This window comes from Streptomyces sp. NPDC020917 (assembly GCF_044333795.1).
Lineage (GTDB): Bacteria > Actinomycetota > Actinomycetes > Streptomycetales > Streptomycetaceae > Actinacidiphila.
Window position 1 is genome coordinate 102,048 of sequence record NZ_JBIRRR010000008.1, and the last position, 13,652, is coordinate 115,699.

The following is a 13,652-nucleotide window of genomic DNA, read 5'->3' on the forward strand; positions in this document are numbered from 1 at the left end:
CCGCCAGGCTCAGTGCTGGGCGGACAGCGTCGCGCTCAGGTCGATGAAGCCGGGTCGGGCCGGGACGAGCCGGCCGTTGCGCACCTGCTGGTAGGTGACCTTGGTGTTGGTCAGCCGCGAGTAGCCGACGATGCCGTGCGTGTCGGAGTCGGTCCACCCCAGGTCCGGGGTGAGCCCGCCGGTCGACAGCTTCGAGGTGCGGTCCATGGCGCGCTGCAGGCTGGAGCGGGTCACCGCCGTCTTGCCGCCCATCGCCGCCACCACCTTGTCCAGGACGGTGTACGCGATCCAGGTCGTCTGCGCCCCGGGGTCGTCCACGTCGATCCGGTCGTCGTTGAAGGCGTACTTGGTGACCGTCGCCTTCATCTGGTCCCACTTGGGGTCGCTGGACGGCGGGTACCAGCCGGTGACGTACGCGTTCTCCAGGGGGCTGTGCGCACCGCCGGTGGAGTCCACCAGCGACTGCGTGATGCTGCCGAGGACCGAGGAGACCCGGACCTTCAGCGCCTCCTCGCCGACGTGCCGCAGCGAGTCGAAGAACGTGCTCGTGTGGTCGCCGAGGACGGCCGAGACGCAGTCCGAGGTCTTGTTCGCGTCCACCGCGTGCTCGGCGACGCTCGTGTACTCCGTGGCGTTGTCTGCGGTGCGCAGGTCCCGGGCCGAGGAGCGGCCGCCGGCCCGCAGGCCGTCGTCCAGGAAGACCGGGTACTGGTCGCCGGTCGTGGTGTCCGGCCGGACCAGGGTCACCTTCTTGCACAGGTCGGCCAGCTGCCGTCCGTTGCCGGCCAGCAGGGCGGGCAGACCGCCGTTGACGGGGTAGGACTCGACGCTCTGGAACTCGTCCTCGGTGATCCCGTAGCCGCCTATGTAGGGGATGTCGTACGTCTCCAGGGCGGAGATGAAGTCCGCGCCCTGCTCGCTGTACGAGCCCACCACCGCGACCGCGCCCGCGTCGTTGGCCTGCTGCGCGCAGTTCCTGACCCCGACGATGTCGTCCCGCTCGTTGCAGGTGAGGACCTTCAGCTTGCGGCCGCCGAAGCCTCCCTGGTCGTTGGCGTACTTCTCGTACACCTGGGCCATGGCGAGCATTCCGGGCATGTTGGTGGCACTCGTCCCCACCGGCGCCCACGTCATGACCACCACAGGGCCCGGAGAGCCCCCCGTGCCCCCCGGAAGCACCCCGCAGCCACTGAGCAGCGCCGACGCGGCGAGAAGGGCGACGGCGGCCCGGCGGGTCCCCCGCACACGCTGTCCAGTCATGTCTCCGGAAGATTCCGCCTACTGCCCAACGTGAGGGTGACCGCAGCGGAACGAACGGTCACTTTCAGGTGAATTACAGGTGCCGCTGTTCGATTGCGTACGATCAGGCCTCGTGCAAGGTTCGGAGAACTCTTCCCGTCGCGGCCGCCGCTCCTCCACGATGGGAGGCATGCCGCTCAATGACATGCCGTGGTGGCGCTGGCGCAGCAATGTGCGCTCCGCGCTGCACATGATCAGCGACCCGGTCTTCCAGCGCGACGTCTGGCAGGCCGGCATCCCGGGGTACGGCGACGTCACCGACGCCGTCTACCGGCTCGTCGAGGACACCTGGCTCGACAACTGGTCGGCGGAGAAGTACGTCGGCACCATATTCCGCGACTCCCAGGAGGCCGCGCTGGTCGACGTCGCGGTGCTGCGGGTGCTGAAGATCCTGCACCAGGTCGGCGCCGACGCACCGGTCAGCGCCTACCTGGAGCACCCCGGCTGGCCCGAGGCCGTGCGCGCCGCCCGCGAGGCGCACGTGCGGCTGGCGACGGCCGACCAGGACGACCCCGACGCCCCGCCGCGCTCGCTCGAGGTGCTGGCGATCCTCAACAGGACCGCCTGACCCCACGGCCCGGGAGTCCGGCAGCCGGACACCTGTGCCCGGGCGGTGCCGCCTGTGCGAGGCTGGCAGCGTGAACGCACAGCCGTCGTCCGCCGCCGAGCCCCAGGCACAGCCGGAGTCGCAGCCGCAGCCGCGCCCGCAGTACGTGCTCACGCTGTCGTGCCCCGACAAGCAGGGCATCGTGCACGCGGTCTCCAGCTACCTGTTCATGACCGGCTGCAACATCGTCGACAGCCAGCAGTTCGGCGACCAGGACACCGGCCTGTTCTTCATGCGCGTGCACTTCTCCGCCGAGCCGGCGGTGACCGCGGACAAGCTGCGTGCCAGCTTCGCCGCCGTGGCAGGCGCCTACCAGATGGAGTGGCGGATCCACCCGTCGGAGGAGCGCATGCGCATCGTGCTCCTGGTCAGCAAGTTCGGCCACTGCCTCAACGATCTGCTGTTCCGCACCAGCATCGGCGCGCTGCCGGTCGAGATCGCGGCCGTGGTCTCCAACCACACCGACTTCCGCGAGCTCGTCGGCTCCTACGGCGTGCCGTTCCACCACATCCCCGTCACCCGGGAGACGAAGGCCGAGGCCGAGGCACAGCTGCTGCAGCTGGTGGAGAAGGAGGGCGTCGAGCTGGTCGTCCTCGCCCGCTACATGCAGGTGCTCTCCGACGACCTGTGCGGCAAGCTGTCCGGGCGGATCATCAACATCCACCACTCCTTCCTGCCGAGCTTCAAGGGCGCCAAGCCCTACCACCAGGCGCACGCCCGCGGCGTCAAGCTCATCGGCGCGACCGCGCACTACGTGACGGCCGACCTCGACGAGGGGCCGATCATCGAGCAGGAGGTCGAGCGCGTCGGCCACGAGGTCACGCCCGAACAGCTCGTGGCCGTCGGCCGGGACGTGGAGTGCCAGGCGCTGGCCCGCGCGGTGAAGTGGCACAGCGAGCACCGCGTACTGCTCGACGGGCACCGCACCGTCGTCTTCGCCTGAGGGCAGGAGCGCTTGGGCCCTGACGCGGCCCGGCCCCGCGCGGTGGCCGTCCTACAGGCGCGACAGCGAAGCAGCCGCGTACAGCACGTCCCTGATCGCCGAGCGGTCGCCGTCCTTGCCCGCCGCCGCGTGCTCCGGCTGCAGACGGCCCGCCGCGAGCTGGCAGAACTCCTGGCCGTCCATGGCCACATGGGCGACCTCGCCCTCCGCGGAGGCCAGGGCGCCCGGCGAGTCCAGCGGCAGGTACCAGTTGCCGCCGCCCTCACCCTCGATCTCCAGCCGCAGCGACCGGCCCGGCGCGCCCGCCGCCATCAGCCGCGACGGCGGCTCCGCACGGCCCGATCTGCGGCGGGCGGCCAGCGCCGTCGGCAGCAGCCGCGCCGCCAGGTCGATCATCCGGTGCAGATGGCGCGGCGCGGGCGGCTCGTACGGGTAGTCCACCGCCTCGGCGATGTCCCCGGCGTGTATCCAGCACTCGAAGGCCCGGTCCAGGAACGCGTCCTGCAGCGGGAGCGCGAACGTGCCGTAGTCCACGTCGAGACCGGACACGCCGGGGCCCGCGAACGACACCGTGCGCACCAGGCTGTGGCTCTGCTCGCGCCACAGCGAGCGCAGGGTCGCACCGGGAAGGTGGCTCCGGCCCGACCAGTGGGCGTCGGTCCGCTGCCGCGGCTCGACCGGCAGCTCGGCGTCGCCGCGGGCCCGCCAGAAGCGGGCCCTGGCGGCGTTCTCCGGCGCCCCGGGATCCTCCTGCCCCGGACCCGGGTAGCCGCTGCTCGGGCCCGGCAGGCCCAGCGCCCTGGCCACCAGGCTGTCCACGGCTGCCAGATGCGCGATGACCTGCCCGACCGTGAACTGCTGCGACACAGGCTCCTCGTCGAACCAGCGCAGCTCGACAGGCGCCTTCCAGTAGCCGTCCCCGAGGTCGCGCAGCAGGGCGTCCAGCCGCGCCGCCTCCGCGTCGTAGGGGCCCGCCCACACCGGCACCGGGATCCGCGCCGGGCGGCGGCCGAGGCAGCCCTCCAGGACCCGTGCGCGCAGCAGCGGATCGAGGTCCAGCGACTCCTCCTGGTGCAGCAGCCCGACCGCGTCCCGCAGCCGCAGCGCCTCCTCCGCACAGGTGGCGCAGTCCGTCAGATGCACCTCGACGGCCAGCGACTCGTCCCGCGAGCAGGCCGACAACGCCCAAGCGCCGAGCAGCGACTTGAGCGTGCCGTGGTCGTAGTGCGGCAGCGCGGGAGTGGCCGGCGTCACGGCGCCACCGCCCGGCCCCGGGTCCCCGGGGTGCTCACGGTCCTGCGGGTCGCCGGCGTCCGGGGAGCCATGGCGGTCCTGCGGTCCATGGGGACCGGAGAACGGGAGGCGCGCGGGCTCGCCCGGCGCACCGCGCTGCTCGCGCTGGTACGGCACGCGGGGTACACCGTCGCCCTCGCCATGACCGCCGCCACCGTCGCCGTTGCGGTATGCCGCGCCGCTCACCGCAGCCCCCGCGGCTGGCGGGCGTCCAGCGAGTGCGCCGGAGGATCGCCCGGTTCCATGGCCGTGGACAGCAGCTGCAGGCCCAGCCGCAGCCGGCGCCGCGCCTCGTCCTCGCTCACCCCGAGCCCGGCGGCCGCGGCACGGTAGTCGAGGCGCTCCCGGTAGGCGAGTTCGAGGGCCGCGCGCAGCGGCGCGGGCATCGACGTGACGATGAAGTCGGCACGCGCCGCGGTGTTCGCCTCGCGGACCCGCTCCTCCACCTCCGCGGGCGAGGACTGCCCGTGGTGCTCGTACTCGCGCAGCTGGTGCACGGCGTGGCGCTGGGTGAGAGCGGCGATCCAGGAGCGCAGCGAACCGAACTTGGGGTCGTAGGCGTCCGGGTTCTCCCAGACGTAGCCGAACACCTCACGGGTGATCAGGTCGGCGGCCTCGTCGTCGTCCATCACGCGGTGTGCCAGGCTGTGCACGAGGGAGGCGTAGCGATCGTAGAGTTCGGCGAGCGCGGCCTCCTCGCCGCGCGCCAGCCGCTGCTGCATCTTGCGGTCCCAGCGCGGTGGTGCGGGTGTCGCCATCTCCCGTCCCCTTCGCCTCGTCCCACCTCGTCGCGCGTCCGGTTCCCCCGCACCCCTGCCCGCACCGGCGGCGGCCATGCCTGTCCGTCCGGTCCGGAGGCGCTCGGCACCGACGTTACCGGCCGTCCGCGACGGCGTACGCCGGTTTGCACCAACCTGCTGCCGATCGCGACCGGTTTTGGCGCTCTGTTATGCGGGTGTGACCAGGAGACGGCAGTGTTACGACAGAGAACGGGCATAGGGTCGTTGTGACGACCCGGAGCAAGTCGACGGCAAGGCGAGGTGGGACCACGTGCTGGTGACCCAGGCCGAGCAGGACGGCTGGGCAGTGGTGACGGTCGCGGGCGAGATGGACCTGACCTCCTCACCCGCGGTCCGGCAGAAGGTCCACGACGCCGTGGCCGACGGGCGGCGCAGCGTCGTCCTCGACCTCTCCGGCGTGCGCTTCTGCGACTCCAGCGGCGTGGGCGTGCTGATCGGCGCCCGCCGTCTGATGCGGTCCTGCGCGGGCCGGTTGAGGATCGTGCTGCCCGAGCACGGCGAGCCGGGGACCGTCGGCGGCGCACACGTCAACCGCGTGCTGGCCGCACTGGGCGTGCGCAGGCTCTTCGACGTCTACCCCGATTTGGGCGCCGCCACCGACGACGCCGCGCGGCCGCTGTCCGCCTGAGCCCACGCTCCCCGCCGAAGCCCACGGCTCCCGCCCGAGCCCACTGCATTCCGGCCTCCCGGACGGTTCTCAGCCGTCCTCGCCCACCGGCGCCCAGTCGTCGCCGAACTCGGCGCTACGGACCGCGTAGCCGGAAAGTGACGGCTCAAGCCGCGCGAACGCCGCGCGGGCGGTGGCGTCCAGCACCGCGAACACCTCGCCCTCATCCGCTCCCCGCCGCACCCGGCGCTGCGCCTCCGCGAACAGCAGCCGCAGGACGGTGCCCAGTTGGGCCGCCGCGTGGCGCGGCGTGAACGCGTCCGCTTCCTCGCCCTCTGCCTCCGCGATCACCACCGACAGCGCCTGCTCCTGGTGGTCGAACAACTCCCGCAGCCGCGCCCGCAGTACGGCGCTGTCGTCGATCACCTGCGTGAAGCCCGGCCGGGTCCAGCCGAGCAGTGGGTCGTGCCGCTCCACCGCCGCCAGGTAGTCGCGGCGCACCGCGTCCAGCGCGGACTCGCCGGCGCGACGCGCGGCGACGGCCCGGGCCGGCCCGGTCACCACCTCCTCGTGCATGTCGAAGAAGAGGTCCTCCTTGCGCGGGAAGTAGTTCGTGACGGTCATCTTGGAGACGCCTGCGGCCTCGGCGACGTCGGAGATCGTCGTCCCCTCGAAGCCGCGCTCCATGAAGAGAACGGTGGCGGCGTTCGTGATCGCCTGCCGGGTCTGCTGCTTCTTGAGCTCGCGGAGCTGCGCCATGCCGGTGAGTTTAGTGGGTCGGACCAAAAAAAGTGCTTGACCCGAATCTGTGTCCGACCTAAATTTATGTCCAGTAAGGAAAAGCCCGGCTCGGGAGATCCGCCACGAAGCGCGGGCAGCCCGGGCCTGACCGGCCCGACCCGACCGACCGAGGAAGGTGATCCGCATGGTGCTCCGGCTCATGGCCGTCCACGCCCATCCCGACGACGAATCGAGCAAGGGCGCGGCCACCCTGGCGCACTACGCCGCGCAGGGCGTGGAGGTGACCGTGGTGACGTGCACGGGCGGTGAGCGCGGTGACGTGCTCAACCCTTTACTGGACACCCCTGAGGTGCGCGCCGACCTGCCGGCGCTGCGGCGCCGCGAGATGGCCGCCGCCGCGGCGGTACTGGGCGTGCGCCAGCGGTTCCTCGGCTTCACCGACTCCGGCCTGGTGGCGGAAGGCGAGCCGCTGCCGGACGGCTGCTTCGCCCGGCAGGACGTCCCGATCGCGGCGGAGCGGCTGGCCGCGGTCATACGGGAGGTCCGCCCGCACGTGGTCGTCACCTACGACCCGTCGGGCGGATACCCCCACCCCGATCACGTCCACACGCACCGGGTGACGCTGGCGGCCTTCGACGCGGCCGGTGACGCGGGGGCCTGCCCGGACGCGGGACCGGTCTGGCAGCCGAGCAAGCTCTACTACCTGGTGGCCTTCTCGCGGGCCTGGTTCGAGACCCTCCACCACGGCATGACCGCGGAGGGGATCCCCTCGGCGATGGGTGCCGTGCTCGACGACTGGCCGGACTGGGCGCCCGAACTCACGCCCACCACCCGCATCGCCTGCGCGGACCACTTCGCGACCCGGGACCGGGCGTTTCGCGCGCACACCAGCCAGGCGGCACCGGACAACCCCTTCTTCGCCCATCCCCGCGACCTCGAACGCCGGTTGTGGCCCACGGAGGACTACATCCTCGCCCGCTCCCGGCGGCCCGCGCGCCTGCCCGAGTCAAACCTCTTCGACGGCATCCAGGAGTGACGCCACTATGACCCCATGGTTCAGATCACCTTCGCCCAGGGCGACATCACCGAGCAGCAGGTGGATGCGATCGTCAACGCAGCGAACTCCTCACTCCTCGGCGGCGGGGGAGTGGACGGCGCGATCCACCGCAAGGGCGGTCCCGAGATCCTCGCCGCCTGCCGGGACCTGCGCGCCGGCCACTACGGGTCCGGCCTGGCCACCGGGCAGGCGGTCGCGACCACCGCCGGCCGGCTCCCGGCGCGCTGGGTCATCCACACCGTGGGCCCGGTCTGGCAGCCCCACGAGGACCGGTCGGCCCTCCTGGAGTCCTGCTACCGCGAGTCGCTGCGCGTCGCGGACGAGCTCGGCGCCCAGAGCGTCGCCTTCCCGGCCATCTCCACCGGTGTCTACGGCTGGCCGATGGACGACGGTGCGCGGATCGCCGTGCGGACCGTGCGGGAGTCCGACGCCGCCATGAGCGAGGTGCGCTTCGTGCTCTTCGGTTCGGACGCATATGAGGCTTTTGTCGCTCATCGGTGAGCCTCATGCGTCACTCCGTGCACGGTTACGGAGCGTCCGCACGGTGTTGTGTCCGATGCGTGACTTGTTACGCGGTGGAGTCGGGACCGTCCTCGGGTACGCTCCATCGGGTGCGCGTGCGTTCAGGGGACTCTCAAAGCGCCACTCGGCTGGGTCGAGTGGGCGTTGTACCTGGGCGCGCTGTCCCTCGCCGAGTGCGCGACACAGTATGCAACACCCTCCCGCCATTGCGCTGGAATATGCCCGAAGCGCTTGTTGGGGTGACCGTGGGTCAACCATGCTGTGTGATGTCCGGATCACGCACGGTGATCTTGGGCAGGCGTGAGGCGATGTGTCCGCCGGTTCGGATGGTGTGAACAGTGCAGGTGCTTCAGATGCAGCTGGAGGTCGGCGTCGATCCCGCGGAAGTCGGGCGGGCACGTCGGTGGGCGCGTTCGCGGCTGGCAGGTTCCGGAATAGGGGCCGATGAGCCGGTCGCCGAGACCCTGATCCTGCTCATCTCGGAGCTGGTCACCAACGCCGTGGTGCACACCGGGTGTCCGGCGGTGCTGCGCATGCTGTTCCCGGTCACGCCCGCCGCCCCGGTCCGCGTCGAGGTCGCCGACGCCAGCGTGACCCCGCCCGCCCCGCGGCACGCCCAGCGGGACGAAACCGGCGGTCGGGGCCTGGAGTTGGTGGACGGCCTGGCCGACCGCTGGGGATGGCAGCCCGAGGGTGCCGGCAAGCGCATCTGGTGCGAGGTCGACCGCGCCGTCCTCACCTGACCTGCCGCCCATGGACGGTTCCGCAGCAGCGGAAAGGCTCACCTGACCTGAGCGGTCTGGAAGGTCCTGCGGTACGCCGTCGGAGAGACGCCCAGTGCCGCCTGGAGATGCTGGCGCATGGACGCGCCCGTGCCGAAACCGGCCTGGCGTGCGACCTGGTCCACGCTCAGATCCGTTGACTCCAGCAACTGGCGTGCGTGCTCGACGCGTTGCTGCGTCAGCCACTGCCCCGGGCTGAGTCCGACCTCCTCGCGGAAGCGGCGGGTGAAGGTCCGCACACTCATCGACTCCCGCTCCGCCATCTCGCGCAGGGACAACGGCTGGTCGAGCCGGTCCAGCGCCCACGCCCTGGCCCGTTCGGTGCTGGCCAGTTGGGGCTCGGGCAATGGACGCCGCACATACTGCGCCTGGCCGCCCTCCCGATGCGGCGGCACCACCGTGCGGCGGGCGACCGAGTTGGCCACCGCCGTGCCGAAGTCGCGGCGGACGATGTGCAGGCACAGGTCGATGCCGGCCGCCACACCCGCCGAGGTCAGCACGTCGCCGTCGTCGACGTAGAGCACGTCGGGATCGACCTTGATCTTCGGGAAGAGGCGCTGGAAGTCGTCCGCGCTGCTCCAGTGGGTCGTCGCGCGGCGGCCGTCGAGAAGTCCCGCCGCGCCGAGCAGGAAGGAGCCGGTGCAGATCGACACCATGCGGGCGCCCGGCCGGACGACGGTGAACGCCTTGGCGAGCGGCCCGGGCAGCCGGCCCTCGGAGAAGACGGACCCCAGTTCGTGCGAGGCGGGCACGATCACCGTGTCGGCCTCCGCGAGGGCGGCCACGCCGTGCTCCACGACGATCGGGAAGTCCGCGTCGGTCCGGACCGTGCCCGGTCGCAGGCTGCAGGTCACCACCTCGTACAGCGGTGTCCCGTCGTCCGGGTGCCGGGCGCCGCCCAGGATCCGCAGGGGGATGCCGAGTTCGAAGGGGATGACGCCGTCCAGGGCGAACACGGCCACCCGGTGCCGGCCGGGCTGCGTGAAGACCGCGGACGGTCCCGGGCTCGCGACGGGCTGCTCTGCGGTCTCGGCCATGGCCCGATTCTTGCACACCATGGCCCTCCGGCCACTCGTCGCGAGGGACCGCGATCCCGACACTGAGGGAGTGACGCAGACTTCCCAGCCCCCCGCGCCGGTCACCGGCGACTCGCCCACGCCCGGGGCCGTCCGCCGTCCCCGCCTGCGGGTGCACCGCGCCTGGACGGTCGCCCTCGTGACGTTCGTGACGCTCGTCGGCGCCGCCGCGTTCGCCTCCCTCCCCGGGCTCCTGATCGACCCGCTGCACACCGAGTTCGGCTGGTCGCGCGGCATGATCGGCCTCGCGGTGTCGGTGAACCTGGCGCTGTACGGGCTCACCGCGCCGTTCGCCGCCGCACTGATGGACCGCTTCGGCATGCGCACGGTGGTGGCCTGCGCGCTGGCCACCATCGCGCTCGGCTCCGGGCTGACCGTCTGGATGACCCAGAGCTGGCAACTGGTGCTGTGCTGGGGCCTGCTGGTGGGCCTGGGCAGCGGGTCGATGGCGCTGGCGTTCGCCGCGACCGTCACCAACCGGTGGTTCGTGGCCCGGCGCGGCTTCGTCACCGGCATCCTCACCGCGGGCGGCGCGGCCGGCCAGTTGGTCTTCCTGCCGCTGCTGTCCTGGATCACCGAGCACCACGGCTGGCGGCCGGCGGCGGCGACGGTGTCCCTGGCGGCGCTCGCGGTGGTGCCGTTCGTCTGGTTCCTGCTGCGGGACCACCCGGCGGACGTGGGCCTCGCGCCTTACGGGGCAACGGAGTTCGTGCCCAAGCCGGCGCCCGGTGCCGGATCCGCCCTGCGGGCGCTGCACGCGCTGCGCGACGCGAGCCGCACGGGCACCTTCTGGCTGCTGGCCGGCACCTTCGCGATCTGCGGCGCCTCCACCAACGGCCTGGTCAAGACCCACTTCGTGCCCGCCGCCCACGACCACGGGCTGCCGGTCACCACCGCGGCGTCGCTGCTCGCCGTCATCGGGATCTTCGACATCGCGGGCACGGTCGCCTCGGGCTGGTTCACCGACCGGATCTCGCCGCGGCGCCTGCTGGCGATCTACTACGGCCTGCGCGGGCTGTCGCTGATGTTCCTGCCGATGCTGCTCTCCGACAGCATCCACCCGCCGATGGTGCTGTTCATCGTCTTCTACGGTCTGGACTGGGTGGCCACCGTGCCGCCGACCATCGCCCTGTGCCGCGAGCACTACGGCGAGAACAGCGCGATCGTCTTCGGCTGGGTGCTGGCGTCCCATCAGGTCGGCGCCGCGCTGGTGGCCTACCTCGGCGGCGTCGCCCGCGACGCGCTCGGTTCGTACGACGTGGTCTGGTACACCTCCGGCGCGCTGTGCGGGATCGCCGCGCTGATGTCCCTGGTCATCCGCCGCCGTCCGGTCGCCGCTCCCGCGGTGGCGGTCGCCGGGTGAACGCCCGGTAAGGCCGCGGTGGTTCCGGTCCGGTGCTGTGGTCACCCGCGCGGGTGACCACAGCGCGTCGTCCGCCGGGGGCCGTCAGCCGTTGCGGGCCACCGAGCGGGCGATCCGGCGGGCGTCGATGGCCATCTCGCGGAACATCCCGCTGATCGGGTTGGTGAAGCCCGTGAAGTAGAGCCCGGGTGCGCCGGGCGGGGTCGCGGCGCCGTGCACGACCGGGCGCCCGCGCTCGTCGAGGACGTCGAGGTGGCCGACCAGCGGCTCCAGGCCGCGCCGGTAGCCGGTCGCCGCGACGACCACCTCGGGGCCGATGCCGGTGCCGTCGGCCAGCCGCACCTTGTCGCCGTCGAACGCCTCGACGGCGGCGACCGGTTCGACCTTGCGGGTCCGCACCGCGTCCACGATGCCGACGTCCTGGACCGGGATCGCCCCGTCGAGGACCCGCGCGTACAGGCCGCTTTCGGGCCGCGGCAGGCCGAACTCCGTCAGGTCGGGGACGCCCATCCGCTCGATGTAGGGGGCGATGCGGTCGACCACGCCGGTGGGCAGCCGCCGGCACAGGATCCCGCTGGCCTGCGCGGGCCAACCCGCGGTGGAGCGGCGCAGGATGTGCGGCGCGGTGCGCACCGCGAGGCGGACCCGGGCCGCGCCGCCCTCGACCAGGTCGACGGCGATCTCGGCGCCGGTGTTGCCGACGCCCACCACCAGTACGTCGCGCCCGGCGTAGGGAGCGGCGTTGCGGTACGCGGCCGCGTGCAGAAGATCCCCGGAGAAGGTGTTTCGTCCCGGCCAGTCGGGTATGTACGGCGTGTGGTTGTGGCCGGTGGCCACCACGACCACCGGGGAGGAGATCATCCGCCCGCCGGTCGCGGGCAGTTCCCAGCCGGCACCCGCCCGTTCCACGCGTTCCACCTCGATGCCGGTCGCGATGTCGAGGTCGTGGTACTCGGCGTACCGCTCCAGGTAGCGGATCACGTCGTCGCGCCCCACCCACCGCCCGTACGCGCGGGGAATGGGCAGCCCCGGCAGTGCGGACAGCCGTCTGGTGGTGTGCAGGTGGAGCCGGTCGTAGTGGCTGCGCCAGGAGGCGCCGAGCCGCTCCGCCCGTTCCAGGACGAGCGGGCGCAGCCCGCGTTCGCGGAGCGCGGCCGCCACGGCGAGCCCGCCGGGTCCGGCGCCGATGACGACGGCGTCGGGCGCCGCCGGGGAGGTGGTGGCGCCCGGGGCGGCGGGCGTGGGGTCGGCCATCGTGGAACTCCCGGAACCTGAGACGTCCTGCAGTCAGGAAGAGTGGTGGTATCGGAAGTTAACAGGTCAACCCGACTGCGTGGCGGTGCGGTACAGCGCGAGGGCGGCATCTCCGAGGAACGGGCTGTAGGAGATGCGATCCGTGGTACCGCCCCCGTCCAGGCCGCCGATCACGCCGATGACGGTGCCGCTGCGGGTGCGGCTGGTGTAGTCCAGGATCCAGGGGCTGCCGGAGGTGCCGCTGTAGAAGCCCTCGCAGTCCATCTGCAACTGCTGTTCGCCTTCGAGCCGTCCGGTCGTGGTGGTGCAGGTGACGGCCTGGTCGCTGGGGTCGTCGGCGCCGTGCGGGTAGCCGATGACGGTGACGCGGTTGCGGTAACCGGGGGTGCGGGCCAGCCGGTTGGCGCCGGTCACGTCCTCCAGCCGCTCGCCGTGCGGGCCGCGGCTCACGGTGGCGAACGCGAAGTCGTAGTCGGAGGCCGCGTCGTCGTCGGGGGTCCAGCGCGGGTCGGTGAACTCCCGGTCCACCGCCCAGATCCCGTACGGCTGCGCACCGGTGCCGGCGCGGTAGTCGGGGACGAAGCCGAGGTGCGAGCCGCCCTCGCAGTGCGCGGCGGTGAGCAGCAGGTCCCGGCCGGGGCTGTGCACCACGCTCGCGGTGCAGAAGTGCGCCGCCAGGTCGCTGCCGACGGAGAAGAGCATGCCGACGGTGGGGATGCCCTCGAAGTGCACGGCGGTGCCGATGGCGGCCAGCGAGCCGACGTCGGCGTCCGGCGGGGTGATCAGATCGGGCGGGTCCCCCGGGTCGGACGGCAGCCCCGAGTCCGGCATGGAGTCCGCCATGCGCTCCGGCGTCCAGAACCGGGCCGCGGCCTGGTTGGTCCAGCCCCGCGACGCGGGCACGTGCACGCCGCCGGGCAGCAGGGCGGCGGCCACCGTGAGCACGGCGGTGCACAGGGCGGGGAGGAGCAGCCGGCGGAGCACGGGCACCTGCTCAGCGGCGCTTGCGCAGCAGGGCCACCGCGCTCAGCGACTGCGTGATCGAGATGACGGACAGCAGGATGTAGAGGATCCGCCTCAAGGTGTCGGGGTGCGACCACCACTGGGCGCTGATCCAGACCGGCAGCAGCAGCGCCCACACGATCGCGTAGGCGCGCAGTTGCGCCGTCGAGGAGTCGGGGCCCGGGGACAGGAAGCGGGACAGGCCGCTGCGCCGCGGTTTGTCCGGGGTGGGAGGACGGCTGCTGCTCATGGCGCACATCATGCCCGGCCGAGGGCGCCGCGTCGCCTGTCGGGGCTGATCGGCCT

The 13,652-nt window shown here is 72.3% G+C and carries 15 protein-coding genes; 7 read left to right on the plus strand and 8 right to left on the minus strand.

Annotated features, from left to right (window positions below):
* Positions 1–9: 9 nt before the first annotated feature.
* A complete protein-coding gene (locus ACH4TG_RS19315; protein ID WP_398243558.1) occupies positions 10–1,134 on the minus strand; it encodes an ABC transporter substrate-binding protein in 1,125 nt (374 codons plus the stop codon).
* Between the two features lie 286 nt (positions 1,135–1,420).
* Here ACH4TG_RS19315 and ACH4TG_RS19320 point away from each other — a divergent pair, with 286 nt between their 5' ends.
* Both ACH4TG_RS19320 and purU read left to right on the plus strand, forming a co-directional pair.
* Positions 1,421–1,867: a hypothetical protein gene (locus tag ACH4TG_RS19320; protein WP_398243780.1), complete on the plus strand. Its 447-nt coding sequence runs from the start codon at positions 1,421–1,423 to the stop codon at positions 1,865–1,867.
* A gap of 70 nt (positions 1,868–1,937) precedes the next feature.
* Positions 1,938–2,849 carry a formyltetrahydrofolate deformylase gene (gene purU / locus ACH4TG_RS19325; RefSeq protein WP_398243559.1) on the plus strand — a complete coding sequence of 304 codons (912 nt, stop codon included), beginning with the start codon at positions 1,938–1,940 and terminating at the stop codon, positions 2,847–2,849.
* A 51-nt stretch (positions 2,850–2,900) separates the two neighbouring features.
* On the opposite strand, the gene ACH4TG_RS19330 is transcribed toward purU, so the two are convergent.
* Positions 2,901–4,328, minus strand: coding sequence for a maleylpyruvate isomerase family mycothiol-dependent enzyme (locus ACH4TG_RS19330; RefSeq protein ID WP_398243560.1), 1,428 nt, complete (start codon positions 4,326–4,328; stop codon positions 2,901–2,903).
* Positions 4,325–4,900 carry a sigma-70 family RNA polymerase sigma factor gene (locus tag ACH4TG_RS19335; RefSeq protein ID WP_398243561.1) on the minus strand — a complete coding sequence of 192 codons (576 nt, stop codon included), beginning with the start codon at positions 4,898–4,900 and terminating at the stop codon, positions 4,325–4,327. Before ACH4TG_RS19335 ends, ACH4TG_RS19330 begins: the two co-directional genes overlap by 4 nt.
* 298 nt (positions 4,901–5,198) lie before the next feature.
* Between ACH4TG_RS19335 and ACH4TG_RS19340 the strand changes: the two genes are divergently transcribed.
* The gene (locus ACH4TG_RS19340; RefSeq protein ID WP_398243781.1) at positions 5,199–5,570 is read left to right on the plus strand and encodes an STAS domain-containing protein; all 372 of its coding nucleotides are present in this window, start codon (positions 5,199–5,201) and stop codon (positions 5,568–5,570) included.
* Positions 5,571–5,639: 69 nt separating this feature from the next.
* Here the strand turns inward: ACH4TG_RS19340 and ACH4TG_RS19345 are convergent, their stop codons facing one another.
* Positions 5,640–6,308: a TetR/AcrR family transcriptional regulator gene (locus ACH4TG_RS19345; RefSeq protein ID WP_398243562.1), complete on the minus strand. Its 669-nt coding sequence runs from the start codon at positions 6,306–6,308 to the stop codon at positions 5,640–5,642.
* A gap of 166 nt (positions 6,309–6,474) precedes the next feature.
* Between ACH4TG_RS19345 and mca the strand changes: the two genes are divergently transcribed.
* The 3 genes from mca (at position 6,475) to ACH4TG_RS19360 (ending at position 8,612) form a co-directional block, all read left to right on the plus strand.
* Positions 6,475–7,326: a mycothiol conjugate amidase Mca gene (gene mca, locus ACH4TG_RS19350; RefSeq protein ID WP_398243563.1), complete on the plus strand. Its 852-nt coding sequence runs from the start codon at positions 6,475–6,477 to the stop codon at positions 7,324–7,326.
* 15 nt (positions 7,327–7,341) lie between these two features.
* The gene (locus ACH4TG_RS19355) at positions 7,342–7,848 is read left to right on the plus strand and encodes an O-acetyl-ADP-ribose deacetylase (protein WP_398243564.1); all 507 of its coding nucleotides are present in this window, start codon (positions 7,342–7,344) and stop codon (positions 7,846–7,848) included.
* Positions 7,849–8,207: 359 nt separating this feature from the next.
* The gene (locus ACH4TG_RS19360; protein WP_398243565.1) at positions 8,208–8,612 is read left to right on the plus strand and encodes an ATP-binding protein; all 405 of its coding nucleotides are present in this window, start codon (positions 8,208–8,210) and stop codon (positions 8,610–8,612) included.
* A gap of 38 nt (positions 8,613–8,650) precedes the next feature.
* Here ACH4TG_RS19360 and ACH4TG_RS19365 read toward each other — a convergent pair whose 3' ends face one another.
* Positions 8,651–9,688, minus strand: coding sequence for a GlxA family transcriptional regulator (locus ACH4TG_RS19365; RefSeq protein ID WP_398243566.1), 1,038 nt, complete (start codon positions 9,686–9,688; stop codon positions 8,651–8,653).
* A 19-nt stretch (positions 9,689–9,707) separates the two neighbouring features.
* Here ACH4TG_RS19365 and ACH4TG_RS19370 point away from each other — a divergent pair, with 19 nt between their 5' ends.
* Positions 9,708–11,090, plus strand: coding sequence for an MFS transporter (locus ACH4TG_RS19370; RefSeq protein ID WP_398243782.1), 1,383 nt, complete (start codon positions 9,708–9,710; stop codon positions 11,088–11,090).
* A gap of 84 nt (positions 11,091–11,174) precedes the next feature.
* Here the strand turns inward: ACH4TG_RS19370 and ACH4TG_RS19375 are convergent, their stop codons facing one another.
* The 3 genes from ACH4TG_RS19375 to ACH4TG_RS19385 all read right to left on the minus strand — a co-directional run bounded on the left by ACH4TG_RS19375 (position 11,175) and on the right by ACH4TG_RS19385 (position 13,596).
* Positions 11,175–12,344, minus strand: coding sequence for a flavin-containing monooxygenase (locus ACH4TG_RS19375; RefSeq protein ID WP_398243567.1), 1,170 nt, complete (start codon positions 12,342–12,344; stop codon positions 11,175–11,177).
* Positions 12,345–12,410: 66 nt separating this feature from the next.
* Positions 12,411–13,334, minus strand: a complete 924-nt coding sequence (locus tag ACH4TG_RS19380; protein WP_398243568.1) for a trypsin-like serine peptidase — start codon at positions 13,332–13,334, stop codon at positions 12,411–12,413.
* Positions 13,335–13,338: 4 nt separating this feature from the next.
* The gene (locus ACH4TG_RS19385) at positions 13,339–13,596 is read right to left on the minus strand and encodes a hypothetical protein (RefSeq protein ID WP_398243569.1); all 258 of its coding nucleotides are present in this window, start codon (positions 13,594–13,596) and stop codon (positions 13,339–13,341) included.
* Between the last annotated feature and the right edge of the window lie 56 nt (positions 13,597–13,652).